We start from the raw sequence: 24,692 nt of genomic DNA, 5'->3' as shown, positions 1-24,692 counted from the left end.
GCCCTTCTCAGCTGGTCGGGCGCCAGCGTCTCACCCGGCCCGGCCGGGGGCGAGCCCGTGCTCCAGCGGCAGCCCCCGGTCGGCGACGACGTCCTTCATGACCAGCGTCGAGGACAGCCGCTGCACCCCGGGCAGGGTGGTGAGGCGCTCGTCGTAGAGCCGCTGGAACGCGGGCAGGTCCCGGGTGATGATCCGCAGCAGGTAGTCCGGGTCGCCGAACAACCGCTGGGCGGCGACGACCTGCTCGATGTCCTCGACGGCCGACTCGAACGCCTGCACCGTGTCCTGCACGGCCTCGTGCATGGTCACGAACACCAGGGCGTCGAAGCCCAGGCCGAGCCGGTGCGCGTCGAGGTGGGCGCGGTAGCCCGCGATCGCCCCGGAGGACTCCAGGGTACGCAGCCTGCGGTGGCACGGCGACACCGACAGCCGCACCCGTGCGGCCAGCTCGGTGACGGTCAGACGACCGTCGGCCTGCAGCTCGGCAAGGATCTTCCGGTCGATCGCGTCCACAGAGAGAATTCTTGCACCCTTCGGAGCGTGCGGTGGAATCATCGGGAACACCTGTCGGCGCATCCTGCCTAGCGTCGGGGCATGCCGATCGGAAGTGTGCTGGGGTTCTCCGGCCTGTCGTTGCTGCTGGTCCTGACACCCGGCGCGGACTGGGCGTACATGATCCGCGCGGGGCTGCGCGGGCGGACGGTGCTGCCGTCGCTGGCGGGTCTGCTCAGCGGGCACCTGGCGCTCGCCGCGCTCGTCGCGGCGGGGATCGCGGCGGTCGTCGCGCGCCGACCGGAGGTCCTCACCGTGCTCACCGCCGTCGGTGCCGCCTACCTGCTGGTGCTCGGCGCGACGACGCTGCTCCGCCCGGCCGGCCCCGCCGCCGCGGCCGTGGACGGTGGCGGGTCCGGGCTCGGCGACCTGGTCCGCGGCGCCGGGGTCAGCGGGCTCAACCCGAAGGCGTTGCTGCTGTTCCTGGCGCTGCTGCCGCAGTTCACCGACCCGGCCGCCGCGGTCCCCGTCGGCGGGCAGATCCTCCTGCTCGGCCTCGTGCACGTGCTGGGCTGCGCCCTCGTCTACACCGGCGTGGGCGTCGGCGCCCGCACCGTCCTGGCCGCGCGGCCCGCCGCGGCGCGCGTCGTGTCCCGGGTCGCGGGCGCCGCGATGGTGACCCTCGGCGCCGTCCTGCTGGCATCCCAGCTCGTTACGGTGTAATCCTGTAATCATCGATGCAGGAGGTGCGCGATGACAGGACGAGGACGCGGACGGGGCGGCTGGCAGCAGGCCGACCTCCCCCCGGCCGACGACGCCGCGGCGTGGTTCACCGGACGGCTGCCCGACGGGTGGTTCACCGGCGCGCCGGAGGTGACGGTCGACCGGGACGAGATCGTCGTGGTGGGGGAGCTGCCCTCGCCGGGCGGCGACCACCCCGACACCGATGCGGGGCGTGCGGACGCCGCGGCCGCCGAGACCGGGCGGATCTCGCGGTTCCGCGAGGAGACCCGGGACCGGCGGATCGAGATCGCCCGCGAGGCCGAGAGCCGCTACCGGCGCAAGGTCGCCTGGGGCGCGCGGATCGGCGGGACGCGCGAGCTGTTCACGACGATCTCGGTGCCGGTGATGACCCGGCTGCGCCAGCCCGAGCGGGCGGTGCTCGACACCCTCGTCGACGCCGGCGTGGCCCGGTCCCGGTCGGACGCGCTGGCCTGGTCGGTGCGGCTGGTCGGCCGGCACGCCGACGAGTGGCTGACCGAGCTGCGCGAGGCGATGGGACGGGTGGAGGAGCTGCGCTCCCGGGGCCCGGAGTGACCCCGCGCTGAGACGGTCGGCCGCTGCCGCTCGCCCGGACGTCGCGGCGGCTGCGGCCGTCCGTCGCAGCCGCGGGGCCGCCCGTCCCCTCGACCCGTCCGGTCGCGTGTGAGGGCGGTGCCGGCGGGACATGTCCCGGTCATGTCGATCCTCGCGTGCGCACACCGGGCCCTGACCCGCCGTGCGCGGCCGGGCCGGGCGTCGGACCTGTGCTATTCGTGCATGCGCCCGGTGCAGTTCTGCGCCTGCCCGCCCCGCGCCGCCCGCTGAGACCCGGCCGGTCTCATCCGACCCGCAGCACGTCACGCCGCGGGTCGAAATCGACCGCGCCCGTCGCGTGCAGTTCGCGCAGCCAGCCCGCCATGGGCCACCACCCCCAGCGGTCGTGGAACAGCCGGGCGTTGGCGACGATCTCGGCGATCCGGGCCGGGTCGGTCCGGGCCGGCGGATGGTGCTGGTGGTACGCGTGCGCCCCGCCCACCCACACCAGGTCCAGCCCGCAGGAGAGCGCGAAGTCGGTGTCCTCGCCGCCGTAGCCGGCGTAGTCCTCGCAGAACCCGCCGCCGGCCCGCCACGCGTCGGCGGTGACGGCGAACGACAGCGACCAGAACAGCTCCCGGCGCGGCTCGGCGACCAGCGCCCCGTCGGCCGGCGCCGGGCGCGCCGGGTGCGGGTCGGTGTGGTGGTGCAGGTCCCGCTCCGGCAGCACCCCCGCCGGCAGGTAGGTGACCGGCCCGCACAGCAGTGCGTCCGGGCGTCGTGCCGCGGCGCGGAGGTAGCCGTCGACCAGGCCGTCCCCGGGCAGGCAGTCGACATCGAGGAACACCAGCAGCGTCGCCCCGCCGGCGAGCGCGGCGTCCGCCCCGGCGTTGCGCGCCGCCGCCAGCGGCAACGGCCCCGGCGCGGGCACGGTGAGCACCCGGGTCGGCGGGCCCGCACCGTCGGTGGCGGGCTCCGCACCCATCCCGACGACGACGTGGGTCACCCGCGGCCCCGCGGCGAGCACCCGGCGCTGGCGGGCGAGGTGGCCGGCGCGGCCGCGGACCACAGTGACCACGGCGACCCGCGCTGCGGGCGCGCTCACCCGGCGATCCCGTCGAGCACCGTGGCCGCGCGTTCCGCGGCCCGCCCGTCGGACCAGCGCGACCAGCCCGCCCCGCCGCGGGACACCGCCTCGTCGAGCACCCCGGGCCAGTCGGCCGGTGCGGGCCAGCGGTCGCGGACCGTGGCGAGCCCGGCCGCCCGCAGCACCGCGCCGGTGGCGACCTGTTCGCCGTAGGGACGCTCGGCCGGGACGATGACGGCGGCGCGGCGGGCGGCGGCGATCTCGGCGACGACGTTCTGCCCGGCGTGCCCGACGACGACGTCGGCGTCCTGCAGTTCGTCCCACACCTCGCCCGTCCACCCGGCGCAGGCGACATTCGGCGGGGCGTCGCGCAGCGCGCCGGTCAGGCCGCCGGCGACCCGCCAGGTCCAGTCCGGGGTGGCGGACGCCGCGGCGGCGAGTGCGGCCGGGTCGGCGCCGCCGTCGCCGCTGCCGGTCAGGACCAGCACCCGGCGACGGCCCGGACCCGGGCGGGCGGTGCGGTCGTCGTAGCGGGACAGGCCGCCCAGGTGCACCGTCCGGCCGGTCAGCTCCGGGCGCCACGGCCGCGGCGGATCGGCGGGCCACGGCGCGAGCAGGACCTCCGCCAGGTCGTAGACGGTGCGGTGTGCCCGGTCGAGCCGTTCCCCGGGCTGCGCGACGACGGCGACCGGCACCCCGTGCAGCCGGGCCAGCAGCGCGATCTCCACCGACACGTCGGCGACGAGCAGCCGGGCCGGGCCCGCGGCGAGCAGCGCCGAGACCGCGGCGGTCCGGGCGCGCAGACCGTCGTGGTGGCGGGGCACCCAGTGCAGCGTCCCGCCCGCGGTCACGTCGGCGGTGTCGGCCGTGTCGCCGTCGCCGGTGTCGCCGTCGCCGGTGTCGCCGTCGCCGGTGTCGCCGTCGCCGGTGTCGCCGTCGCCGGTGTCGAGGGGCAGCTCGTGCCAGGCGCCGGGCCAGCCGTGCGGGGCGGGTCGGGACCCGACCCCGACGACCGGGGTGCGGCAGTGCGCGGCGATCGCGGCGGCGCGGTGGGCGTGCCCGCTGCCGTGGTGGTGCACGTAGTAGACGATCGTGCCCGCCGTGGCGCCCGGGCCGGTGCCGCCGGTCATGCCGCGGCCAGGGCCCGGTAGAGCCGCTCGTAGCCGTCGATCATGACCTCGGCCGAGCAGGTCGCCTCGGCGTGCCGGCGGGCGTCGGTGCGCGAGAGCAGCGACGCCACGCGGATCGCCTCGGCCAGCCCCTCGACGTCGCCGGGCTCGGCCAGCACCCCGCTGAGCGGATCGACGATCTCGGGCAGCGCACCCCGGGCGAACCCGGCGATCGGGGTGCCGCACGCCAGCGCCTCGGCGACGACCAGGCCGTAGGGCTCGTCCCAGCACGGCGACACCACGGCGACGGTCGCGTCGCCGACCAGGCGGGCCAGCGCCCGGTGGTCGAGGTGGCCGAGGTAGTCGACGCCGTCACCGAGCAGCGGGGCGACGCACGAGTCGAAGAACGCCCGGTCCGGGCACGGCCCGGCCAGGCGCAGCCCGGTCCCGGCCAGCCGCGCCGCACGGATGGCCTCCACCGGGCCCTTCTCCGGGACGACGCGGCCCGACCACACCGGGACCCCACCGCCCGGTCCGTACTCCCAGGCCGCGGTGTCGACCCCGTTGCGGACCACCGTCGCGCGGGCACCGGTCGGCGCCCAGGCGCGGGCGGTGTGCGCGCTGACCGCGGCGAACCGCAGCCGCTGCGGGTCGCCGAGCCGCACCGCGGACTCCATCCACGGCGTCGGCGGGGTGTGCAGCGTGGTCAGGACGGGGGCGTCGAGGGTGTCGGCCAGCGCCAGCGGCAGGTAGTGCAGGGAGTTGTTGTGCACCACGTCGTAGCGGCCGCGTTCGCGCGAGAGCGCCAGCAGCAGCTCCAGGTAGGAGTGGTGCTCGGCGAGGAACCACTCCGGCGGCATGCCGACGTCGCTGCGGGCGGCACCCGAGATCGGGGGCAGCACCGCCATCTCCCGCACCCGCAGTCCGGGGTCGGAACCGGGCGCGCCGAAGACGGTCACGTCGTGACCGCGGCGTCGCAGCCGGGACGCGAGCCCGGCGGTGTGCGCCTCGAGCCCGCCCGGGAACGGTTCACGGATCGGGTAGCGGGCGGAGGCGATGAGCGCGATCCGGGCGGTCACCGGTGGAAGGCGGGCGGGGTCATGGGTCGACACGCTCCGAGGCTCGTAGGGCGGAACCGTGCGAGCTGGCGGCTGAACCCGGACGTTCCACCGATCATGCGGTGCCCCGGGCCCCCCCACAACTCGACCTTGGGCCCCCGGCCCGGCTACAGCCCCAGCAGCTCCAGCGTGTCGGCGTGCCGGGCCAGCCCGGCGTCCACCCATCCGGGGTGCGTGGCGTACCAGGCCCGTTGCGCGGCGGCGACCTCGTCCTCGCCGATCGCCCGGTCGGAGACGCACCAGTGCGGGCGCGGCGGCGTGTCCAGCCCGAGGGCGTCGACGACGTCGGCGCGCAGCGGGGACCGGATCCCGCCGAGCAGGGTGCGTCCGGGGTCACACACGACGCCCGGCATCCCGGCGGCGTCGAGGATCCGCCCGGCGAGCAGCATCAGCACCCCGTTGCCGGGGTGGTTGAGGGTGTGCGCGGCCGCCGCCCCGAACCCGGCGATCGCGTCGGACACCCCGGCGTCGGTGTCCCGGGCCTCCCGCCGGGCGAGCTCGGCGATCCCGCGGCGGCCCACCTCGCGCAACGCCTCCGGCGTCGGCGGCGGCCCCGGCTCGCGTCCCGCGGCGGCCGCGAGGGCCCGCAGGTCGTGGTAGGGCACCCCCGGCGGGACGGCGGCCGGGTCGGCCGCGTGGCGCACGATCGCCGACCACGGGTGCAGCGCCGGATGGCGGATCACCGGCCAGCGCACGACGACCGCCCCCGGCGCCAGCCCCGCGGCGACCTGGGCGGTGCCCAGGGGCAGGTCGCGGTAGTCGTCGCGGACCGGCTGGGACGCCAGCAGCCGGGTCCGGGACAGCAGCCGGCGCAGGTGGGGCAGGTCGTCGGCGGTGAGCTCGTGCACCGGCGGGATGCGCACGGGGGTGACCGGCAGACCGTCGACGCCGGCGAGCAGCACCCGGACCGACTCGGCCTGGCAGTTGCCCCACACCAGGGCGAGCGGTCCCGGCGGCGGGGCCTCGAGGCCGTAGAGGACGCCGTAGTGGCGGCGGCGCGGATCGGTCACCCGGTCATCGTGACCCGTGCGGTTGATCCGCGCCCGGACGGGCATCCCGGGGGACCCGAGGAGAGGAGCCGTCGCGTGCGCGTGGCGTCCGTGCCCACCGCCCATCCCTACGTGGCATCGCTGCACCACCCCGAGGTGGTCCGGCTCCCGGACCCGCCGGTCCCGGGTGCCCGTCCGGGGGTGTGGTGGCCCTCGCCGTGGCTCGACGCCGACCATCTGCGCGCGCACGCCGCGGACGTCGACCTGCTGCACGTGCACTTCGGCTTCGACGACCGCACCCCCGACCAGCTCCGCGCACTCGTCGCGGCACTGGGGGAGACGGGTGTCCCGCTGGTGCTGACCGTGCACGACCTGCGCAACCCGCACCACGCCGACCCCGCGCCGCACGCCGCGGCCCTGGACGTGCTGGTACCGGCCGCCGACGGGCTCGTCACGCTGACCCCGGGGGCCGCCGCGCGGATCCGGGAACGCTGGGGGCGCGAGGCGCTGGTGCTGGGGCACCCGGCCGTCGTCGGGCCGGAGTGGCTGCGCCGTCCCCGGCCCCGCCGCGCCGACGGGTTCGTCGTCGGTCTGCACGCCAAGAGCCACCGCACCAACGCCGATCCGGTCGGGGTGGCCCGCGCGCTCGCCGCGACCGCCCCGCCCGACGTCCGGCTGCGGGTCGACGCGCACGACGACGCGCGGGGCCGCGCCGTGGCGCACGCGCTGCGCGACGAGCCCCGCCTCGAGCTGCGGGTGCACCCCCCGTTCGACGACGACGCCCTCCACACGTATCTCCAGGAGCTCGACGTGTCGGTGCTCCCGTACCGGTGGGGGACCCATTCCGGCTGGCTGGAGGCCTGTCACGACCTCGGCACGACCGCGCTGGTGCCCGACGTCGGACACTTCCGGGAGCAGGCGCCCTGCCTGACCTACACCCTCACCGACGACGGCCCCGACCGCGCCTCGCTCGGCGCCGCCGTCGCACTGGCGCACCGGACCCGTCCGGCCTGGCGGGCCGACCCCGGCGACCGGGAACGGCGCCGCGCCGAGGTCGCCGACGCCCACGCCCGCGAGTACCGCCGCGTCCTGGCCGGGGTGGCGCGGTGACCGTCACCGTGCGGGTCGTCGCGCCCGGGGCGTCCGGGCACGGCGTGGTCCGGCACGCCGCCGCCGTCGCCGCCGCGGTGGTCGCCGACGGCGTGGTCCCGGTCGGTTCCGGCCAGGCCGACCTCACCCACGCCCAGTTCACCGACGCGCTGTGGGGTGAAGGGGTCGCCGCGGCCGCCGACGCCTTCGTCGAGCAGGCGGAGGTCCTGCCACGGCCGCTCGTCGTGACCCTGCACGACCTGCCCGGCGCCGACCCCGACCCGGCCCGCGACGTCCGCCGGTCCGCCGGCTACCGGCGCGTGGTCGCCGTCGCCGACGCGGTCGTCGTGTCCGCGGGGCACGAGGCCGAGAAGGCCCGTGCGCTCGGTGCGGCCGACCCGGTGACCGTGGCGCTGCCGCTGCCGGTCGTCGTGCCCGCCGAGCAGGCCCCGGGCTGGGCGGGGCGCCCCACGCTCGGCGTGCTCGGGTTCGTCTACCCCGGCAAGGGGCACGAGGCCGTGATCGACGCGGCGGCGGCGCACCCGGACCGGCCCGCGGTCGTCGCCGCGGGGGCGGTGTCCGACGGGCACGACGAGCTCGCCCGGTCCCTCGCCGGGTACGCCCGGTCCCGCGGGGTGGACTGGATCCTCACCGGACACCTGGAGCCGGCGGCGCTCGCCGCGGCCGCGGCGGCGGTCACCGTCCCGGTCGCGCCGAGCCGCACCGTCAGTGCCAGCGGCTCGCTGCTGGCGTGGCTGGCCCACGGCCGCTACCCGCTGGCCGCGGCCGGTGCCTACGCCCACGAGGTCGACGCCGCCGCCCCGGGCGCGGTGGCGCTCTACGACGACGACACCCGCCGCGACGTCCTCGTCGCCGACGCCCTGACCCGGCCCGGCGCGACCCGCGGCCCGGTCCCGGACTGGCCGGACGCCGGGGCCGGGCACGCCGCCCTCTACCGGAGGATGGTCACCCGGTGAGCGTGCCGGGGAACCGCTGGGACCTGCTCGCGCCGCCCACCGGCCCGCCGCCGTCGGTGGGGGTGGTGGTGTGCCACTACCGGCAGCCCGCGCAGCTGGCCCGCACCGTCGCCGCGCTGCAGACGCAGACCCGACCGCCGGTGTCGGTGGTCGTCGCCGACGACGGGTCCCCGGAGTCGCCCGACCCGGCCGCGCTCGCGGGGCCGGCCCCGGTGCGGGTGGTGACCCAGGACGACCGCGGGTTCCGCGCCGCCGCCGCGCGCAACCGCGGCGCCGCGCAGGTCGAGGGTGACGTCCTGGTGTTCCTCGACGCCGACACCGTCCCCGGGCCCGGCTTCGTCGCAGCGCTCACCGCGCGGATCGCGGCCTGCCCGGACGTGCTCGCCGTCGGGCGTCGCCGGCACGCGGACCTGTCCGGCACCGCCCCCGGCGACGACCCGGCGGCCGCGCCGCAGCTGCCCGACCCGGCCTGGCTCGCCGACGGCTACCGCCGGACCCGCGACCTGCTCGACGCGTCGGGCACGGACTGGCAGCTGGTCATCAGCGCCGTGCTCGCCCTGCACCGCAGCCTGTTCGACGACCTCGGTGGCTTCGACGAGCGCTACGTCGGCTACGGCGGCGAGGACTGGGACCTGGCCTACCGGGCCTGGAACAACGGTGCGCTGCTCGTCCACGAACCGGCCGCGGTGGCCTGGCACGACGGCCCCGACTGGGGTGGCCGCCCGGAGGACCACGACGCCGTCGGCGGTGGCAAGGACGGCGAACGCATCCGGATCGCCGCGCTCGTCCCCGACCCCGGCGTGCGCGGCGCACCGCTGCCCGGCGCGGTTCCGGACGTGCTCGCCACCGTCGACGCGGACGCGCACGGGTGGGAGCTGGTGGAGATCGTCGACGCGGTGCTGAACCAGACCCACCGCGACGTCCGGGTCCGGCTGCCGGGCGGCGACCCGCGGCTCGACGAGCTCTACCGCGGCGTCGCCGACACCGGCCCGTGGAGCCCCGACCGGCTGCGCCGCGCCCGGGCCCGGCTGCACGTCCACGCGCCGCTCCCGCCCGACGCGCTGGCCCGTGCCATGGACCTGCTCACCGGCCACGACCTCGGCCGCGTCGAGATCGCCGGTCCGGACGGGCGGACCCTGGCCGTACTCGTCTCCACCCGGGCGGCGGGCCGGGCCCGGCGCGGGCGGGTCGACGACGCCGTCGCCCAGCACCGGGAGGGCGTCGCGACCCTGCTCGCCGGGATGCCGTAGCCCTACGGAGGCCCGACCGCCCCGGCTGGCCCTAGCCTCGCCGGCATGACCGCACCCGCTGCCTCCCCGGTCCGCGGGGCCCGCCGCGCGATGATCGTCGCGGTGGTCGCCTCGCTGCTCGTCGCCTCGCTCTGCGGGATCGTCGCCCTGCTCGGCGGTGGCTTCGGTGACCTGCAGGCCCGGATCGTCGCGACCACCCTGATCGTCGCCGCGTTCGGCACCTCGGCGCTCTGCCACCTCGCCGTCGTCACCCGCGCCGTGCGGGCCCTCGGGTTCGCCGGCCTGGCGGCGAGCGTCGTGGCCGCGGGAGCCGCGCTGTGGCTGGTCTGGGGCGGCGACGGGCTCCTCGAGGGCGACGGCGACGGCTCGGTGCTGAAGAGCCTGCTGGTGGCGACGATCGTCGCGATCAGCCTGGCACACGCGAACCTGCTCCTCCTGCTCGCCGAGCGGCGCCGCACCGTGATCCGTGCGGGCCTCGGGCTGACGCTGGCCGCGATCGCCGTCGTCGCGACGATGCTGGCGCTGCCGGTGATCACCGACGGCGAGGTCGGCGACAGCGAGTGGTACTGGCGCTGGTTCGGCGTCGCGGGGATCGTCGACGCGCTCGGCACCATCGCCCTGCCGGTGCTGGCCCTGGTCCTGCGCGGCCGGGGGCACGAGCCCGCCGCCACCGGGACCCGGCCCGCGTCCGACGGGAACACGGCCACGCGGGCCGCGGCCCACGGCACCGCGTCGGCCGGTGCGCGGGCCGACGCGGCGGAGCCGGCGGCACCCACGGCCGCGGTGACGGGTTCCGACGGCGACGGGGGCGACGACGTCGGCAGCCCGAGCACGACGTCGGACGCGGCGCCGGTCCGGATCGTGCTCGACCTGCCCGCGGACCTGGTCGCCCGGCTCGACGCCGCCGCGGACGGGCAGGCGCGGGACGCCGCGGCGCTGCGCGTCCTGCGGAACGCCCTCGTCCAGGGCTGACCCGCCGGATCCACGCCGGTTCCGGGTGCACCGCACCGCACTGCGGCCCCGGCGCGTCGCCGGTGGGGGTCAGGCCGGGGTGTCCCTGCCGCGGTCACCGTCGTCGGCCCGGTCCAGCCGAGCCCGCCGCTCCTGCTCCCGGCGGCTGTACGCGGCCTGGCGGACCGCGCCGTCGTCGGCGAACCCGGAACCCAGTGCCCCGGCGACCGTCCCCATGGACGTCGACAGCCAGGCGATCATGATCCAGTCGTCCGGACCGGACTCCCGCATCAGGGTCGAGGCGAGGTAGTCCGGCGGGATGACGAGGACCGCCGCGACCAGGGCCAGGACGAACAGCAGCGCGAACATCACCAGCACCCCGCACGCCACGGTGATCACCGTCGAGAGGTTCGACAGCAGCATCTCCTCGTGCAGCGAGCGGTGCCGCCGCGACTCCCACAGCCGGTTGTCGAGGATCAGCCACGCGGTCATACCGACCAGGGCGATCAGCATGACCGTCACCTGCCGGGCGGTCCCGAGCGCGGTCGCCAGCTCCCAGATGTTGGAGTAGAAGATCCCGAACGCCGCCCCGGCCGCTGCCGCGGCGATGGCGGGGGACAGGCTCGGCACCAGCCGCCACGGACGGTTCGCGCGGACCATCCCGGCCAGCAGCCGGACCCGCCCGCGGAGCCCGGTCAGCGCGAGGCGGACGTCGATGTCGTCCTCCACCCCGCCGCTGCCGGCATCGGGGTCGTCCGCGGGCCCGCGCCGGGCGGCGTCGCCGTCCGCGCGCCCCCGATCGCGGTCGCGGTCCTGGTGGCGGTGGTCGCCGCCGGTTCCGGCGCGGGTCCCCGAGTCGATCCGGGTCAGCGGTCCCGCATGACCGGCGTCCGGTGCTCCGCTCCCCTCGGCGCCCGCGCGGTCGGGGGGCACCAGGTGCCCGGTCACGAGACGGACCACCGTGTCGCGGCACCGCCGGTACTGGTTGATCGCGCCCAGCGCGGGCAGCGACACCAGGCCCACCCGGTGCCCGGTCCCGCCGTCGGCGACGACCGGGTCCGCCCCGGAGCGGCGCGGCAGGTCGGTGATCAGCACGACGGCGTCGGCGCCGTCCCGCTCGCGCACCCGGTCGCCGATGTCGAGGGCGGGCAGCGCGCCGCGCTCGTCCAGGACGATCGGCTCGTCGGCGATGCGGACCTCCCAGCGGGCGTCGTCGTGCTCCTCGAGCGCGGCGGGCAGGTCGCGGACGAGCCGGTGGGCGAGCTCGGTCGGCAGCCCGGGGTCGGCGACGAGGTCGAGCACGGTGGTACGGGTCGCGTCGGTCACGGCGCGCGAGGCTAGTTGCTGTCGGTCGCGGTCGGGCGGTGGGCGGTCCGGCGGCGCGGCCTCCCGCTCGAACGTGTGGTCGCACCGGTCTGGACGAGGGGCCCCACAGGTCGCCACCGCCCCCGCCACCGACGGTGCGGGTCAGGACCCGGCGCGCAACCAACCCGCGGCGATCGAGGCCAGCGGCTCCAGCTCCTTGTACTCCGCGACCTCCGGCGGCAGCGTCTCCAGGACCGACGCGAGGCGCTCGCGCCAGGCCGGTACCCGCGCGACCTCGTCGAGCGGCAGCAGGCGGATACCGATCAGGAACAGCACCGCGCCGGTCAGCGGCAGCCGCACCAGGTGCTGCACCTCGGTGCGCAGATGGATCTGCCGGCCGGGGTCGGTGAGGTCGAGCCGGGTCCGGGCGGGCTGCCACAGCGGGGCGGCGTCGAGGGACAGGTCGCGGCGGTCGTCGGGCTGCAGCCCCCAGTTCAGACGGCGGTAGGCCTCGCCGGGGTGCAGGTGGAGCAGGAAGCGTTCGGCGCGCTCGAACACCCCGCCGGGACCGTTGCCGGGGACCGGGCCGTGCAGCTCCCGGAAGCTCATGCCGGCGTCGAACCCGAGCGACCAGACCGAGGCGAACGCGACGGCACCGGCGTCGAGCCACAGCGCGTCGTCGCGGGCGCCGAGCACCACCACGTCCTCCGCGACGAGCCGGGACACCCAGCGCAACGGGTGCTCGGGCAGGGTGGCGTCGTCGCCGAACACGAACTCCTGGTCGGTGCCGGTGGCCGCGTCACGGAACCGCCAACCGTCCGTTCCGCCGGTCCGGCCGGGGGTGCGGGTCAGGCTGCAGGTGCCGGGCTGCTCGGCGGCGAGGCGCCCGAGCAGGTACAGGCAGGCGTCCCAGCAGGACGCGCGGGCGTGCGGCGCGGCGACGAAGCGCGCGGGTCCACGGTCCAGGATCGACGCGCGCTCGGCGGCGACGGCGGGACGGTCCGGGCCGTCGTGCACGATCCGCGCGCCCCAGGAGCCGGCCTCGGTACGGTGCTCCACCCCGGCCGGCTCGACGTTCGCGCTGATCCGGTAGGTCGGGTGCGGCAGCGGGAACGGGTAGTCGTCGACGCCGGTCACAGGTCCAGCTCCAGTGCCGTCCCGGCGGCGCGGGACACGCAGAGCGCCATCCGGTCGGCCCGCTCGTCGGCGGTCAGGACCGTGTCGCGGTGCTCCACCCGGCCGTCGACGACGGGTGTCACGCACTCGCCGCAGACCCCGCGCCGGCACATCGCGGGCGCGGCGACCCCGGCGCGGTGCACGGCGTCGAGCAGGGTCTCGCGGGCACCGACCTCGACCGTGCGACCGCTGCGGCGCAGCACCGCACGGAACGGGGTACCGGGCCCGGGTCCGGGGACGAACGCCTCGGCGTGGATGCGGGCGTCGACCCAGTGCGCGGCGCGGGCGATCCGCGCGGCCGCGTCGACCAGACCGGGCGGGCCGCAGGTGTGGACGTGGCTGCCGAACGGTGCCGTGGTCAGCAGCCGCTCCAGCGCGGCGTGGGCCCCGACGCGGCCGGTGGCCTCCACCAGCCGGTCCCCGCAGAGCGCGCGCAGCTCGTCACGGTGAGGCGCGGGACCGGGGCGGTGGACGGTGAGCACCGTGAACGGGTTCCCCCAGAACGCGTGCCAGCGGGCGTGGGACAGGACCGCGGTCACCCCGATCCCGCCCGCGACGAGCAGGTGGTGGCGTGCGGTGTCGACCGGCGGGAACGAGCTGCGCGGCGTCGTCGCCACGACCGCGTCACCCGGGGCGAGACCGTGCGCCCACACCGAGCCGCCGCGGGAGTCCGGACGCCGCGCGACCGAGAGGTGCCAGCGGTCGGGTGCGGGGGACGGCGCGGTCAGCGAGTAGGAGTTCCAGCGGCCGGGCGCCCACTCGACGCCGATGTGGCCGCCGGGCGGGGCCGCGGGCAGCGGCCCGGTCCCCGGTGCGGCGGCGAGCTCCAGGGAACGGACGCCGGGCGCGGCGTCGGTGACCGCGGCGACCCGCAGGTGCACGGCGGGCCGGGTCACGGCGCCCGCTCCGGGGTGGGCGCGCCGAGGAACGCCGCGAGCCGGCGCGAGTGGTGCCCGGCGACGTGCAGCACGAGCCGGCAGCCGGGGCAGGCCACGGCGTCCCTGACGTCGGCGTGCACGACGACCCGGTGGTGGCAGTGTCCGCAGTGCACCGTCCGGTCCCGGGTGGAGTCGGTGACGTCGGTCGGGACCAGGACGAGCTCCTCGTCGAGGGCGCCCCGGTGCAGCGCCGCGGCACGCACGGCCTGCACGACGGTCTCGGGGCCGGTGACCAGGATCCGGGTGCCGGTGACCAGCGTCGCGAGCTCCCGGTCCAGCAGGACCGCCGCGTCCCCGCCGGTGGGCAGCCGGACCAGGCGGTCGGCGGGCCCGAGGTCGGGATCCGGCGCGGACCCGGCGACGACGACCAGGTGCGGCGCGTCGCCGCGGCCGGCCGGGCCGGCGTAGCGCGGCACCGTGGTCCGGCCCGGTGCGACGTGCGCGGACGGGGCGGCCGCGCCGGTGCGCAGCGGGCGGACGGGATCGGCCATGACGGACGCGATGCTACGAGTGTCGGGTGAACGGCGGACGACGCCCAGCGAATGCGCGGGTCGCCATTTCTGGTGAAACTGTCGGGGAGTCGGTGACGATCTCGGCGCCGGCGCGATGCACTGCGTGAAGCGCCCGCACGCCGGAGGGGGGGACGTCATGGACGGCACGTCGTACCACCCGCGGCACGCCCTGCGTGAGACCCCGCCCACGATCGCCGTCCCGGCGCAGCGGGGCGCCCCGCGGGGCGAGGCCGTGACCCGGCCGGAGGTCGACGGCCACCGCCCCGCCGCACCGCAGCAGGAGGTGTCCGCCCACCGGATCGCCGTCCCGCAGCCCCGCCCGGCGCCGCCGACCATCGCGCCGCGGCACAGCACCGCGCCCTGGTGGGCGGCCGTCCCCGCACCCCGCGACGGAGCGGACCCCGCGCCGCCCGTCCCGGCCCCGGAGCGGCCCTGGTTCACCCCGGCCCCGGTGGTCGTCGAGCCCGCCGCCGGCCCCGGCGCCGACGGGACGCTGCCCGGCTTCCCGGCCACGCTGCTGCCGCGCCGCCGTCGTCCGCTCGCGGTCGGCGCGGGCCTGGCCGCCGGGATCGCCGGGATGCTCGTCGTGTTCGCGGTGGTCGTCGGCGCCGCGGGTGCGGCGGGCCGCGGGATCGACGACGCCGCCACCGCGACGGCCGCGGTCGGCGACTGGCGCGCCGCGGGTGGTCAGGTGCACGTCACCGCGATCACCGAGGCCCTGCGCGACATCGCGCGCGCCGGGTCCGGCGGCGGGACCGTCGCGCTGGCCGAGGCCTGCCGCGACCTGCGCGACGAGGTCGCCTCCGCGCAGGCGTACCCGGCGATCCCGGACGCCGTCGCCCAGGTGTACTGGCGTGACGGGCTCGCCGCGGGCGCCGACGCCGCCCGGCACTGCATCGCGGGCGCCTCCCTCGGCGACCCCGGGCTGCTCGGCGACGCCGCCCAGGAGCTCAACGGCATGAGCACGCAGCTGGGCGCCGTCGCGGACCGGCTCACCCTGCTGTCGGGCGGCTGACCCCGCGGGCACCGCGGACCGTGCGCATCCACGCCACGACCCGCATGATCACGCCATGACCACCATCGCGATCGTCGGTGCCGGACCGGGACTCGGCGCGGCGACGGCCCGGCGCTTCGGGCGCGAGGGGTTCGACGTCGCCCTGATCGGACGGCGCCGCGACCGCGCCGAGGCGCTGGCCGCCGGACTGGCCGACGACGGCGTCGCCGCGCACCCCTTCACCGCCGACGCCCGCGACCCCGCCGCCCTCGCCGCGACGCTGGAGCGGGTCGCGGAGACCGTCGGCCCGGTCGAGGTGCTGCAGTACAGCCCCGCACCGCAGAAGGACTTCCTGCGGCCGCTGCTCGAGACCACCCCGGCCGACCTCGTCGGGCCGGTCGAGATGTCGGTGTACGGCCCGGTCGCGGCCGTGCACCAGGTGCTGCCCGGGATGCGCGCGCTGGGCCGCGGCACGGTGCTGTTCGTCAATGGCGGCAGCGGGGCCCGGCCGTCGTCGCGGGTGGCGGGCACCTCCATCGCCTTCGCCGGGCTCGGCGCGTTCGCGGCGATGCTGCACGACGAGCTGGCAGGCGACGGCGTACACGTCGCCCAGCTGATCGTCCCCGGCGCGATCGAGCCCGGGCACCCCCGCAAGGACCCCGCCGCACTCGCCGCGACCCTGTGGACACTGCACCGCGACCGGCCCGCCGGGTTCCGCCATCTCGCCGACGACCTCTGAGCGCTCCCCGACGGGTGTGGTGTGGGCGTTGCGGCGGGCACCGGGGCTCCTGCGCCGCTAGGGTTCCCGCCGCAGGTCGACCGGTACGAACGGAGTGGGTCATGGATTCGGGGTCGCAACCGGCCGCGCGCGCCGAGAACCGTGGGGCGCGGCGGGATCCGGCGGGGGGCGGGCTGCTGAGCGCGTCGCCGACGGCCCCGGCCGCCAGCCGCGGCACCGTCATCGGCAACGGGCTCACCTGGCTGGCGGCGTGGAGCCTGCGGGTCGCGCTGATCGCCGTCGGACTGGTGATCGTCGGCTACGTCATCGGCATGCTGTGGGTCGTCGTCTGGCCCGTCGTGCTCGCGATCCTGCTGGCCACCGTCCTGCGTCCGCCCGCGGCGCTGCTCATCAGGTGGCGGGTGCCGGCCGCGGCGGCCTCCGCGATCGTGCTGCTCGTCGGCATCGCCGCGGTGACCGGGCTGTTCGTGAGCATCGCGCCGTCGATCGCCGGGCAGACCCAGCAGATCACCGCCGGGGTGATCGCGGCGCTCGGGCAGATCCAGCAGTGGGTGACCGGACCGCCGCTGAACCTCGGCGACGGCCAGATCGGTGACATCGTCGACCAGGTCACCCGGCAGCTGCAGCAGAGCGCCACCGCCATCGCCGGCGGCGTCCTGACCGGGGTGTCCACCCTGGCGTCCGGGCTGATCTCGCTGGTGCTGGCGCTGGTGCTGACCTTCTTCTTCGTGAAGGACGGGCCCCGGTTCCTGCCGTGGCTGACCTCGATCACCGGGCGCAGCGCGGGCGGGCACATCGCCGAGGTACTGCGCCGGATGTGGGACGTCCTCGGCGGCTTCATCCGCGTCCAGGCCCTGGTGAGCCTCATCGACGCCGTGTTCATCGGCATCGGCCTGGTGCTGCTCGGCATCCCGCTGGCGCTGCCGCTCGCCGTGCTGACCTTCGTCGGCGGGTTCATCCCGATCGTCGGTGCGGTCGTCGCGGGCTCGCTGGCCGTGCTCATCGCGCTGGTCACGCAGGGCTTCGGCACCGCGGTCGCGGTGGCGGTGCTGGTCGTGGCGGTGCAACAGATCGAGGGCAACGTGCTGCAGCCCTTCCTGCAGGGGCAGAGCCTCAAGCTGCACGGTGCCGTCGTGCTGCTGGCGGTGACGGCGGGCGGGTCGCTCGCCGGGATCGCCGGTGCGTTCCTCGCGGTGCCGGTCGCGGCCGTCGTCGCGGTCCTGCTGCGCTACCTCGGTGAGCAGATCGACCTGCGGGACCGCCGGTTCTCCGGTGTGGACGACGTCGCCGCGGGCACCCCCGTCACCGCCGCCGACGGCACGGCCCCGGCCTCCGCCGCAAGCGGCACCGAGACCGGCACCGGCACGACGACCCGGACCGGGTCCGCCGCCGGGGACGGGAGCGAGACCGTCGAGGGCGACGCCGTGCCCGCCCCGCCGGACTCCGCCCGTCAGGACGGCGGCTGACCTACCCGCCCGGGCAGTCGGTCGGTCCCCAGCATCCGGTCCATCAGCCGGAACCGCAGCACCACCCACATCAGGGCGAACCAGCAGACCAGGACCGGCAGCACCACCAGGAACACCGGCCGCGCCGCGCCGGTGAGCCCGAAGTACGACGACAGCGCCGGGGTCCCGACCACGCCCGCGAACACCACGGTCAGGCCCAGCACCAGCCAGGCCGGGCGGCGGTCGGACACCGGCGCCGTCCACGCGGCGAGGAACCGGTGCGGCGGCAGCAGGAACAGGATCAGCACGAACGACGCCGGCCCCACGAACGTCGACAGCCCGGTCTGCGCGCCGAGCGTCGCGGCCGCACCGGCGAAGTCGGCGTCGGCGCCGTAGGTCAGCCCGGTGTAGCTCTGGAACTGCTCGATCACCTGCGCCGGGGTCCGTCCGCTGGTGAATCCCTGCAGGATGCCCTGGTAGAGCACCGTGTAGACGACCGTCCCCGCGGCCGCGGTCACCACCGACGCCGGCACCACGAAGCGGGCGAGGTTGCCCAGCAGATCCGGGTCCGGCTCGGACGGCGTCGCCCACAGCGTCAGGAACAGCGTGGGCACGCCCACGGTCAGCAGCGTCAGCCCGACCTGGGTGGGGGAGTAGGGGAACCCGAGCCCGAGCATGGTCACGGCCATGATCACCAGGCCCTGGGTGGCGACCCGGGTGAGGAACACGTACATCGACACGGCGATGCCGTCGATGATCCGGCGGCCCTCGGTGCGCGCCGGCAGCAGCGCGGCGAACGAGTCGTCGACGAGCACGATGTCGGCGACGTCGCGGGTCACCGCCGAGCCGCTGCGCATCGCGACGCCGACGTGGGCCCGCTTGAGGGCATGCGCGTCGTTCACCCCGTCACCGAGCATCGCGACGTGCGCACCGCCCCGGCGCAGGCTCGCGACGACCCGCTCCTTCTGCTCCGGGGTGACCCGCCCGAACACCGTGGTCCGCGCGACGAGCGCGTCGAGCGCGGCCCGGCCCCCGGCGGAGTCGTCGAGCTCCTCGATCTCGGACCCGGCGACCGCCTCACCCACGTCGAGCCCGGCCCTCGCCGCGAGCGCGGCGACGGTGCGCGGGTCGTCGCCCGAGAGCACCTTCACCGCGACCCCGTCCGCGGCGAACCGCTCCAGGGCGTCGGCGACGCCGGGGCGCAGTTCGTCGGACAGCACCACCAGCGCCACCGGCTCCAGGCCGGGCAGGGCGGGACGTCCGTCGTCGTCGCGCAGCCCGGCGCCCGCCCGCGCGGCCCGGGCCAGCAGCAGCACCCGCAGCCCGGCTGCGGCGCGGACCCCCACCCGGTCGGCGACGGCGTCCGGGTCACCCAGATGCGGCGCGAGCGCGTCCGGCGCGCCGAGCACGAACGCCTCCCCGCCGGTGGTGACCTGCCCGGACCAGCGCAGCGACGAGGTGAACGCGACCTCGTCGCGCAGCTCCCACCGGGTGCCGGGCAGCGCCGCGGCGAGCGCGGCGGAGGTGAGGTTCGGGTCGGCCACCGTCGCCGCGAACCGCGCGAGCACCGGCCCCGGGTCGGTCCCGTCGAGCGGGTCGAGCCCGTCCAGGCGCAGCGCGCCGGTGGTCAGGGTGCCGGTCTTGTCGGTGCAGACGACGTCGACGTGGGTGACCGCCTCCACCGAGTTGACCTGCTGCACCAGCGCACCGCGCCCGGCCAGCCGGGCCGCGCCGCGGGTGTAGGCGACGGCGATCAGGAAGAACAGGCCGTAGGGGACCAGCCCGGACAGCACCGCGGTGATCTGCACGACCCGCAGCAGCGAGAACCCCTCCAGGAACGCCTGGGCCAGGATCGCGCCGCTCATCAGCACGACCAGCACCATGGTCAGCCGGACGACGAAGTCGATGCGCCGCTGCAGCGGTGTCGCCTCGGTGGTGTCCGCGCGGGCCTGCAGCGTCAGCCGGCCGGCGTAGCTGTCGGCGCCGACGGCGGACGCGCGCTGGCGGGCGGTCCCGGCGACGCAGTGGCTGCCCGAGCGCAGCAGGTCGCCGGGGGTCCTGACGACCGGGTCGGACTCGCCGGTGAGCAGCGACTCGTCGGCCTCGGCCCGCCCGGTCAGCACCGGCCCGTCGACGACGACCTGCTCGCCCGCCCGCACCACCAGCACGTCCCCGGCGACGACGTCGGCGGCCGGCACCCGCTGCTCGGCCCCGTCCCGCACGACGGTGACCTCCGCGGCGTCGAGCAGCTGCAGCCGGTCCAGCTTCCGCTTGGCCCGCATCTCCTGCACCGCCCCGACGACGGCGTTGACCAGGCCGAGCCCGACGCTGGTCAGGGCGTCGCCGTAGCGGCCCAGCACCAGCAGGACCAGGCCGATCGCGAACAGGATCGTGTTGTAGGAGGAGAAGACGTTGGTGCGCAGGATCCGCCCGTAGCCGCGCGTCCCCGCGGTCACCGGCGCGTTCGTCCGGCCCGCCCGGCGCGCCGCGGCGACCTGCGCCGCACTCAGCCCCTGGTCGGCCGCCGCCTCCACGATCCCGGCCGCCACGCCGTCCCCTCCCCGCCGTCGGTCCCGTGCGTGGCGATCGTGGCAGGCCCCGATGTGTGCCGACTGTGCGTGGGCTGAGGGCTCACCAGCGTTCCAGGCCCCCGCGCTGGACGAGCTGGGCGGCGATCACGTTGCGCTGGATCTCGTTCGTGCCCTCCCCGACGATCATCAGCGGGGCGTCGCGGAAGTACCGCTCGACGTCGAACTCGGTCGAGTAGCCGTAGCCGCCGTGGATACGCACCGCGTCGAGGGCGACCTCCATCGCGGTCTCGGAGGCGAACAGCTTCGCCATGCCCGCCTCCATGTCGCACCGCTGCCCGGACTCGTACCGCCGGGCGGCGTGCAGGATCAGGGTCCGTGCGGCGGTGATCTTCGTGGCCATGTCGGCGAGGTGGTTGCCGACCGACTGGTGCTGCCAGATCGGCTTGCCGAACGACTCGCGTTCCCGGGCGTAGGCCAGGGAGTCGGCGAGGGCGGCGTCGGCGACGCCGAGTGCGCGCGCGGCGACCTGGATCCGGCCGGTCTCCAGGCCCTTCATCATCTGGGCGAAGCCGCGTCCGGGCTCGCCGCCGAGCACCGCGTCGGCGGGGACGGCCATGTCGGTGAACACCAGCTCGCAGGACTCGACGCCCTTGTAGCCGAGCTTGGGCAGGTCCTTGGACACGGTCAGGCCCGGGCCGTGCTCGACCAGCAGCACCGAGATGCCGCGGTGGCGCGGCTGCGCGGCCGGGTCGGTCTTGCACAGCAGCGCGATCAGCCCCGAGCGCCGCGAGTTGGTGATCCAGGTCTTGGACCCGTTGATCACGTAGTGGTCGCCGTCGCGGCGGGCGTGGGTCGTCATCGCCTGCAGGTCCGAGCCGCCGCCGGGCTCGGTCAGGGCCATCGTCGCGCGCAGCTCACCGGTCGCCATCCGCGGCAGGTACCGGTCCTGCTGCTCGCGGGTGCCGAAGGCGACCAGCAGCTTCGCGACGACGGTGTGCCCGCCCATCGCGCCGGCCAGGCTCATCCAGCCACGGGCCAGCTCGGCGGTGACCAGGGCGTAGCACGGCATCGACACCGGGGCCTCGCCCCACGGCTCGGGGACGGCGAGCCCGAAGATCCCGAGCTGCTTCATCTGCTCGATGAGCTTCTCGGGATAGGTGTTCGCGTGCTCCAGTTCCCGCACCACCGGGCGGACGTCCCGGTCGACGAAGTCGCGCACCGTCTCCACGACGGCCCGTTCCTCGGTGGTCAGTTCCTCCGCGCCCGCTCCCATGTGTGTGAGCATCGGTCATCGGCGGGGCCGGCGCGAGACCGGGAGACCCGTCGTGCGCGACGGAACATCGGCGGTGTCCGCACCGTTGTAGCCGTCGAGACCCGACACAGGGAGGTTCAAGCCTGATGACCGAGACCGCGATCCTCGCCGGTGGGTGCTTCTGGGGTGTCCAGGAGCTGCTCCGCGAGCGCCCGGGCGTCGTGTCCACCCGGGTCGGCTACTCCGGCGACCCGAACACCCCGAACGCCACCTACCGGCGCCACGGGGACCACGCCGAGGCCGTCGAGATCGTCTTCGACCCGGAGCGGATCTCCTACCGCGAGATCCTGGAGTTCTTCTTCCAGATCCACGACCCGTCGACGAAGGACCGGCAGGGCAACGACATCGGCCGCAGCTACCGCTCCGCGATCTTCTACACGAGCGAGGAGCAGAAGGCGGTCGCCCTGGACACCATCGCCGACGTCGACGCGTCCGGGCTCTGGCCGGGCCGCGCGAGCACCGACGTCGAGCCTGCCGGTGACTTCTGGGAGGCCGAGCCGGAGCACCAGGACTACCTGCAGAAGTTCCCGTACGGCTACACCTGCCACTTCCCGCGCCCGAACTGGGTGCTGCCGCGGCGGGCGGCCAGCACGAGCTGACCCACCACCGCTCCCACCACATCCGGACCGGCCCGCGACCTGACGTCGCGGGCCGGTCCGGCGCGGTCTGCGCCGGACGGGGCTGACGACCGGCTCGCGGACGGCGAGGTCGCCGGGGACGGACGCGGGTCGCCCGCGTCGCTCCTCCGCACAGATCGGATCCCCGCCGATGACCCAGCCCCATCACCCGTCGGACCCGCACCGGCTCCACCCCGCCGGTCCGCAGCCGGTCGGACCCCCGCCCGCCGGTGACGCCGGGTACGGCGCACCCGCCGGGTACGGAGCTCCGGGGCCGCAGGCCCACCCGGCGCCCGGTCCCCACAGCGGCCCGGGCACGGGACTCGACCCGTGGCGCCCCGGCGAGCTCGCGGCGCCGCCGCACGCCCCGGTCGGCCTGGCGATGAAGCGCCGCAACCCGGTCGCGGTGTGGCTCGGCCTCCCGCTGATCACCCTCGGCATCTACGGGCTCGTCTGGTACTACCGGATCCACCGCGAGATGGCGGAGTTCGACCCGCGCCGCCAGGTGCCCGTCGCCGGGCCGCTGCTGGTGCTGCTGTTCCTGGGCTGGACGGTCGTGGCGCCGCTCGTGTCGTTCTACAACACGGGGCAGCGGATCGCCGACAGCCAGCGCTCCGCGGGCCTGCCCGTCACCTGCAGCCCGGTCGTCGGGCTGCTGCTGTGCTTCGTGTTCGGCCTGCAGACCCTCTACTACCAGACCGAGCTGAACCGGGTCGTCGACGCCTACCGGGCGCCCGAGGGCACCCGGATCGTCCTGCCGGGCTGACCCGCGAACCGGGTCGGTGCGGCTCAGGCCCGGCCGTGGGCCTCCGCGCGGTGCCTGCGCTCCACCGACCCGTTCACGACCTGCACCTTGTCCCCGACCTGCAGGGTGTCGAAGAACCGCTGCGCGTCGCGGGCGCCGAGCTTGACGCAGCCCGCCGACTCGCGGCTGAGGTCGCCGCCGTGGAAGGCGATCCCGCCGTCGGCGAAGAACACCGACCACGGCATCCGTGCGGGGCGGCCGTCCGGGCCGGGGAACTCGCCGCTGCGGTGGTCGGCCTCCTTGCGGTACACCCGGAACGAGTGCCCGACCGGGGTGGCCTTCCCCTCGCCCCCGGTGGTGACCCGGAACGGTCCGCCGGTGACCTTCCCGTCGCGGACCAGCCACGCCTGCCGCGTCTCCAGGTCCACGCACGCCCGCACCGACGCCGCGCACGGTGTCCCGGGGACGGCGGGCTCGGCGTGCGCCTGCCTGGCGACCCGGCTCTGCTCCGGGTCGGCGGTGGCGATCGCGGTGCCACCCAGCCCCACCCCGGCCACGAGCACGAGCCCGGTCACCAGAACGCCACGACGGCGACGGAGCCGCTCGGTCCGGGACATGCCCACCTCCACGTCACAGATCACCCATCCGGGTGACATCGGGGCAGACGCCCGTCGGAGTGCCGCGGTTGCCCGGGCGCGCCCCGCGGCGGCGAATGGGCTGCGGTGCACGGCGAACGGGTGGGTGGCGGGCCCGGCGGCGGATCGTTGCGCGGCCGACCGCCCGGGTACGGAAGGGGACCGCACGGCGTCCGGTGGGCGTGATCTCCGTCCCGGAGGGATGTCACGGGGCGATAACGGGGGTAGTTCTCGGTGATCGCCCCCTCACCCGCGGTGGTGGGGAGGACCCGTCGTGACCGACCCAGGAGGAACGATGCGCGCAGCCGACCCGCCGGGCTCCGAGCCGGGACCCGCCGACCGGCTCCGTCGTCGGGCGTCCCGTCGCGAGGACCTGCTCGCGGTGGTGCTCGGGCTGCTCGCCGCCTGCGGGCTGGTCGTGGCGTGGCTCGCCGGTGCCGCGGCCCACGGGTCGGTCCTGGAGCGGGGCGCGGTCGAGGCCCGCGAGCGCGTGCCGGTCGCGGCGACGGTCACCGCGCGGGCGAGCGCGGTGGGCGACCTGCAGACCGGCCAGCAGTCGCTCACGCTGAGCTGGACCGGCCCCGACGGGCTGCCGCACTCCGGCGGCAGCACGCTGCCCGGCGTCCACGACGTCGGCGACCGGGTGTCGGCCTGGGTCGGCACCGACGGCCGGCTGGCGCCGCCGCCGTCGACCCCCGCCGACGCCGTCACGGTGGCCGTCGCCGCCGGGTTCATCACCGCGGTGGTGTGGGCCGCCGTGGTGTGGGCCGCCGGGCGGCTGGTCTTCGCCTGGAACGGGCGTGCGTTCGCCCGTGCCTGGGCGGAGGACTGGGCGGCTGTCGAACCCGCGTGGTCGGGCCGTCGCACCCCCTGAGCCGGGCGCCCGGGCCGGCGGGGTCGGGCCAGCGGGGTCAGAACATCAGCCGCCGCACCCGCTCGGGGTGGATCACCAGCCGCACCTGGTCCTCGGCGAGGATCGCCGCGAGGTCCGCGGCGCGAGCGGGGTCGTCGAGGTCCCAGTAGCGCTGCGCCAGTCGCTGCGCCAGCGCGTGTGCCCCGTCGGTCTCGACGGTCGTGGAGCCCTCGACCGCGACCCAGCGCTCGCGTTCCCCGACCGGCGCGGCGACGACCAGCGAGGCCCGCGGGTCCCTGCGCCTGCGGCGGATGTGCAGCGACTCCGGCCCGGTGAACAGCTGCACGGTGCCGTCGTCGGTCGCCTCGAACCAGACCGGGCGGGGCTGCGGCGGCACCGGGCCGCCCGCGACGCTCAGGAAACCGTGCAGCGGGCGGGCGAGGAGGACGCGGTCGTCGTCGGTGAGTGCGGTGCGGCTGTCGGTGGTGGGCATGGGTCCACGACACCACCTCGGCGCGGACGACGACATGGG

At 76.6% G+C, this 24,692-nt stretch carries 25 protein-coding genes; 12 read left to right on the top strand and 13 right to left on the bottom strand.

The annotated features are described in order from the left end of the window. Positions 1 to 30 precede the first annotated feature (30 nt). Positions 31 to 513, bottom strand: coding sequence for an Lrp/AsnC family transcriptional regulator (locus KPF22_RS16970; RefSeq protein WP_224402652.1), 483 nt, complete (start codon positions 511 to 513; stop codon positions 31 to 33). Between the two features lie 81 nt (positions 514 to 594). Between KPF22_RS16970 and KPF22_RS16965 the strand changes: the two genes are divergently transcribed. Both KPF22_RS16965 and KPF22_RS16960 read left to right on the top strand, forming a co-directional pair. Continuing rightward, the gene (locus tag KPF22_RS16965; protein WP_224402651.1) at positions 595 to 1,215 is read left to right on the top strand and encodes a LysE family translocator; all 621 of its coding nucleotides are present in this window, start codon (positions 595 to 597) and stop codon (positions 1,213 to 1,215) included. Positions 1,216 to 1,245: 30 nt separating this feature from the next. After that, positions 1,246 to 1,809, top strand: a complete 564-nt coding sequence (locus KPF22_RS16960; RefSeq protein WP_208823552.1) for a hypothetical protein — start codon at positions 1,246 to 1,248, stop codon at positions 1,807 to 1,809. Between the two features lie 283 nt (positions 1,810 to 2,092). Here the strand turns inward: KPF22_RS16960 and KPF22_RS16955 are convergent, their stop codons facing one another. From KPF22_RS16955 to KPF22_RS16940, 4 genes are all read right to left on the bottom strand, one after another. Continuing rightward, positions 2,093 to 2,893 carry a glycosyltransferase family 2 protein gene (locus KPF22_RS16955; protein ID WP_224402650.1) on the bottom strand — a complete coding sequence of 267 codons (801 nt, stop codon included), beginning with the start codon at positions 2,891 to 2,893 and terminating at the stop codon, positions 2,093 to 2,095. Next, on the bottom strand, positions 2,890 to 4,005 hold the full coding sequence (locus tag KPF22_RS16950; protein ID WP_224402649.1) for a glycosyltransferase: 1,116 nt from the start codon (positions 4,003 to 4,005) through the stop codon (positions 2,890 to 2,892). Before KPF22_RS16950 ends, KPF22_RS16955 begins: the two co-directional genes overlap by 4 nt. Beyond that, entirely contained in the window at positions 4,002 to 5,096 is a 1,095-nt protein-coding gene (locus KPF22_RS16945) for a glycosyltransferase (protein WP_224402648.1), read from the bottom strand. Before KPF22_RS16945 ends, KPF22_RS16950 begins: the two co-directional genes overlap by 4 nt. Before the next feature lie 113 nt (positions 5,097 to 5,209). After that, the gene (locus KPF22_RS16940) at positions 5,210 to 6,112 is read right to left on the bottom strand and encodes a WcbI family polysaccharide biosynthesis putative acetyltransferase (protein ID WP_224402647.1); all 903 of its coding nucleotides are present in this window, start codon (positions 6,110 to 6,112) and stop codon (positions 5,210 to 5,212) included. A 75-nt stretch (positions 6,113 to 6,187) separates the two neighbouring features. Here KPF22_RS16940 and KPF22_RS16935 point away from each other — a divergent pair, with 75 nt between their 5' ends. From KPF22_RS16935 to KPF22_RS16920, 4 genes are read left to right on the top strand one after another with little or no spacing between them, the layout of a single operon-like run. Continuing rightward, a complete protein-coding gene (locus tag KPF22_RS16935) occupies positions 6,188 to 7,201 on the top strand; it encodes a glycosyltransferase family 1 protein (protein WP_224402646.1) in 1,014 nt (337 codons plus the stop codon). Continuing rightward, on the top strand, positions 7,198 to 8,157 hold the full coding sequence (locus tag KPF22_RS16930; RefSeq protein ID WP_224402645.1) for a hypothetical protein: 960 nt from the start codon (positions 7,198 to 7,200) through the stop codon (positions 8,155 to 8,157). The genes KPF22_RS16935 and KPF22_RS16930 overlap by 4 nt, the downstream gene beginning before the upstream one ends. After that, positions 8,154 to 9,407: a glycosyltransferase family 2 protein gene (locus KPF22_RS16925; protein WP_224402644.1), complete on the top strand. Its 1,254-nt coding sequence runs from the start codon at positions 8,154 to 8,156 to the stop codon at positions 9,405 to 9,407. Before KPF22_RS16930 ends, KPF22_RS16925 begins: the two co-directional genes overlap by 4 nt. A gap of 45 nt (positions 9,408 to 9,452) precedes the next feature. Continuing rightward, entirely contained in the window at positions 9,453 to 10,379 is a 927-nt protein-coding gene (locus KPF22_RS16920; RefSeq protein WP_208823563.1) for a hypothetical protein, read from the top strand. Positions 10,380 to 10,448: 69 nt separating this feature from the next. Here the strand turns inward: KPF22_RS16920 and KPF22_RS16915 are convergent, their stop codons facing one another. The 4 genes from KPF22_RS16915 to KPF22_RS16900 form a co-directional block, all read right to left on the bottom strand. Continuing rightward, positions 10,449 to 11,684 (bottom strand): hypothetical protein, encoded by a 1,236-nt coding sequence (locus KPF22_RS16915; protein ID WP_208823565.1) that lies wholly within the window; start codon positions 11,682 to 11,684, stop codon positions 10,449 to 10,451. Positions 11,685 to 11,825: 141 nt separating this feature from the next. After that, on the bottom strand, positions 11,826 to 12,800 hold the full coding sequence (locus tag KPF22_RS16910; RefSeq protein WP_208823567.1) for a heme-dependent oxidative N-demethylase subunit alpha family protein: 975 nt from the start codon (positions 12,798 to 12,800) through the stop codon (positions 11,826 to 11,828). After that, on the bottom strand, positions 12,797 to 13,735 hold the full coding sequence (locus KPF22_RS16905) for a PDR/VanB family oxidoreductase (protein WP_224402643.1): 939 nt from the start codon (positions 13,733 to 13,735) through the stop codon (positions 12,797 to 12,799). The genes KPF22_RS16910 and KPF22_RS16905 overlap by 4 nt, the downstream gene beginning before the upstream one ends. Next, on the bottom strand, positions 13,732 to 14,268 hold the full coding sequence (locus tag KPF22_RS16900; protein ID WP_224402642.1) for a dimethylamine monooxygenase subunit DmmA family protein: 537 nt from the start codon (positions 14,266 to 14,268) through the stop codon (positions 13,732 to 13,734). Before KPF22_RS16900 ends, KPF22_RS16905 begins: the two co-directional genes overlap by 4 nt. Positions 14,269 to 14,425: 157 nt before the next feature. On the opposite strand from KPF22_RS16900, the gene KPF22_RS16895 reads away from it, so the two are divergent. From KPF22_RS16895 to KPF22_RS16885, 3 genes are all read left to right on the top strand, one after another. Beyond that, positions 14,426 to 15,304, top strand: a complete 879-nt coding sequence (locus tag KPF22_RS16895; protein ID WP_224402641.1) for a hypothetical protein — start codon at positions 14,426 to 14,428, stop codon at positions 15,302 to 15,304. A gap of 55 nt (positions 15,305 to 15,359) precedes the next feature. Then, on the top strand, positions 15,360 to 16,022 hold the full coding sequence (locus KPF22_RS16890; RefSeq protein ID WP_208823574.1) for an SDR family NAD(P)-dependent oxidoreductase: 663 nt from the start codon (positions 15,360 to 15,362) through the stop codon (positions 16,020 to 16,022). Between the two features lie 101 nt (positions 16,023 to 16,123). Next, on the top strand, positions 16,124 to 17,488 hold the full coding sequence (locus tag KPF22_RS16885; RefSeq protein ID WP_224402640.1) for an AI-2E family transporter: 1,365 nt from the start codon (positions 16,124 to 16,126) through the stop codon (positions 17,486 to 17,488). Here the strand turns inward: KPF22_RS16885 and KPF22_RS16880 are convergent. Beyond that, positions 17,473 to 20,016: an HAD-IC family P-type ATPase gene (locus KPF22_RS16880; protein WP_224402639.1), complete on the bottom strand. Its 2,544-nt coding sequence runs from the start codon at positions 20,014 to 20,016 to the stop codon at positions 17,473 to 17,475. The genes KPF22_RS16885 and KPF22_RS16880 overlap by 16 nt on opposite strands. A gap of 82 nt (positions 20,017 to 20,098) precedes the next feature. Further along, positions 20,099 to 21,271: an acyl-CoA dehydrogenase family protein gene (locus tag KPF22_RS16875; RefSeq protein ID WP_208823576.1), complete on the bottom strand. Its 1,173-nt coding sequence runs from the start codon at positions 21,269 to 21,271 to the stop codon at positions 20,099 to 20,101. Between the two features lie 125 nt (positions 21,272 to 21,396). Between KPF22_RS16875 and msrA the strand changes: the two genes are divergently transcribed. Continuing rightward, entirely contained in the window at positions 21,397 to 21,909 is a 513-nt protein-coding gene (gene msrA, locus KPF22_RS16870) for a peptide-methionine (S)-S-oxide reductase MsrA (RefSeq protein WP_073575069.1), read from the top strand. Between the two features lie 169 nt (positions 21,910 to 22,078). Next, positions 22,079 to 22,693 carry a DUF4234 domain-containing protein gene (locus KPF22_RS16865; protein WP_224402638.1) on the top strand — a complete coding sequence of 205 codons (615 nt, stop codon included), beginning with the start codon at positions 22,079 to 22,081 and terminating at the stop codon, positions 22,691 to 22,693. Positions 22,694 to 22,716: 23 nt separating this feature from the next. On the opposite strand, the gene KPF22_RS16860 is transcribed toward KPF22_RS16865, so the two are convergent. Further along, positions 22,717 to 23,289, bottom strand: a complete 573-nt coding sequence (locus KPF22_RS16860) for a L,D-transpeptidase (protein WP_208823578.1) — start codon at positions 23,287 to 23,289, stop codon at positions 22,717 to 22,719. A gap of 313 nt (positions 23,290 to 23,602) precedes the next feature. Here KPF22_RS16860 and KPF22_RS16855 point away from each other — a divergent pair, with 313 nt between their 5' ends. Continuing rightward, positions 23,603 to 24,181 carry a hypothetical protein gene (locus tag KPF22_RS16855; RefSeq protein WP_208823580.1) on the top strand — a complete coding sequence of 193 codons (579 nt, stop codon included), beginning with the start codon at positions 23,603 to 23,605 and terminating at the stop codon, positions 24,179 to 24,181. A 37-nt stretch (positions 24,182 to 24,218) separates the two neighbouring features. Here KPF22_RS16855 and KPF22_RS16850 read toward each other — a convergent pair whose 3' ends face one another. Next, positions 24,219 to 24,653, bottom strand: a complete 435-nt coding sequence (locus tag KPF22_RS16850; protein ID WP_208823582.1) for a pyridoxamine 5'-phosphate oxidase family protein — start codon at positions 24,651 to 24,653, stop codon at positions 24,219 to 24,221. Positions 24,654 to 24,692 lie beyond the last annotated feature (39 nt).

It is taken from the genome of Pseudonocardia sp. ICBG1034 (assembly GCF_020131375.1).
GTDB classification, from domain to species: domain Bacteria; phylum Actinomycetota; class Actinomycetes; order Mycobacteriales; family Pseudonocardiaceae; genus Pseudonocardia; species Pseudonocardia alni.
Note: the sequence above shows the minus strand (reverse complement) of the source record. Positions and strands in the feature narration are given on the sequence as shown.

Coding starts and splice junctions, on each gene's coding strand:
- KPF22_RS16920 (WP_208823563.1), top strand. CDS start 9,453: ATGACCGCACCCGCTGCCTCCCCGGTCCGCGGGGCCCGCCGCGCGATG.
- KPF22_RS16875 (WP_208823576.1), bottom strand. CDS start 21,271: ATGGGAGCGGGCGCGGAGGAACTGACCACCGAGGAACGGGCCGTCGTG.
- KPF22_RS16865 (WP_224402638.1), top strand. CDS start 22,079: ATGACCCAGCCCCATCACCCGTCGGACCCGCACCGGCTCCACCCCGCC.
- KPF22_RS16850 (WP_208823582.1), bottom strand. CDS start 24,653: ATGCCCACCACCGACAGCCGCACCGCACTCACCGACGACGACCGCGTC.
- KPF22_RS16885 (WP_224402640.1), top strand. CDS start 16,124: ATGGATTCGGGGTCGCAACCGGCCGCGCGCGCCGAGAACCGTGGGGCG.
- KPF22_RS16855 (WP_208823580.1), top strand. CDS start 23,603: ATGCGCGCAGCCGACCCGCCGGGCTCCGAGCCGGGACCCGCCGACCGG.
- KPF22_RS16895 (WP_224402641.1), top strand. CDS start 14,426: ATGGACGGCACGTCGTACCACCCGCGGCACGCCCTGCGTGAGACCCCG.
- msrA (WP_073575069.1), top strand. CDS start 21,397: ATGACCGAGACCGCGATCCTCGCCGGTGGGTGCTTCTGGGGTGTCCAG.
- KPF22_RS16860 (WP_208823578.1), bottom strand. CDS start 23,289: ATGTCCCGGACCGAGCGGCTCCGTCGCCGTCGTGGCGTTCTGGTGACC.
- KPF22_RS16890 (WP_208823574.1), top strand. CDS start 15,360: ATGACCACCATCGCGATCGTCGGTGCCGGACCGGGACTCGGCGCGGCG.
- KPF22_RS16965 (WP_224402651.1), top strand. CDS start 595: ATGCCGATCGGAAGTGTGCTGGGGTTCTCCGGCCTGTCGTTGCTGCTG.
- KPF22_RS16960 (WP_208823552.1), top strand. CDS start 1,246: ATGACAGGACGAGGACGCGGACGGGGCGGCTGGCAGCAGGCCGACCTC.
- KPF22_RS16900 (WP_224402642.1), bottom strand. CDS start 14,268: ATGGCCGATCCCGTCCGCCCGCTGCGCACCGGCGCGGCCGCCCCGTCC.
- KPF22_RS16950 (WP_224402649.1), bottom strand. CDS start 4,005: ATGACCGGCGGCACCGGCCCGGGCGCCACGGCGGGCACGATCGTCTAC.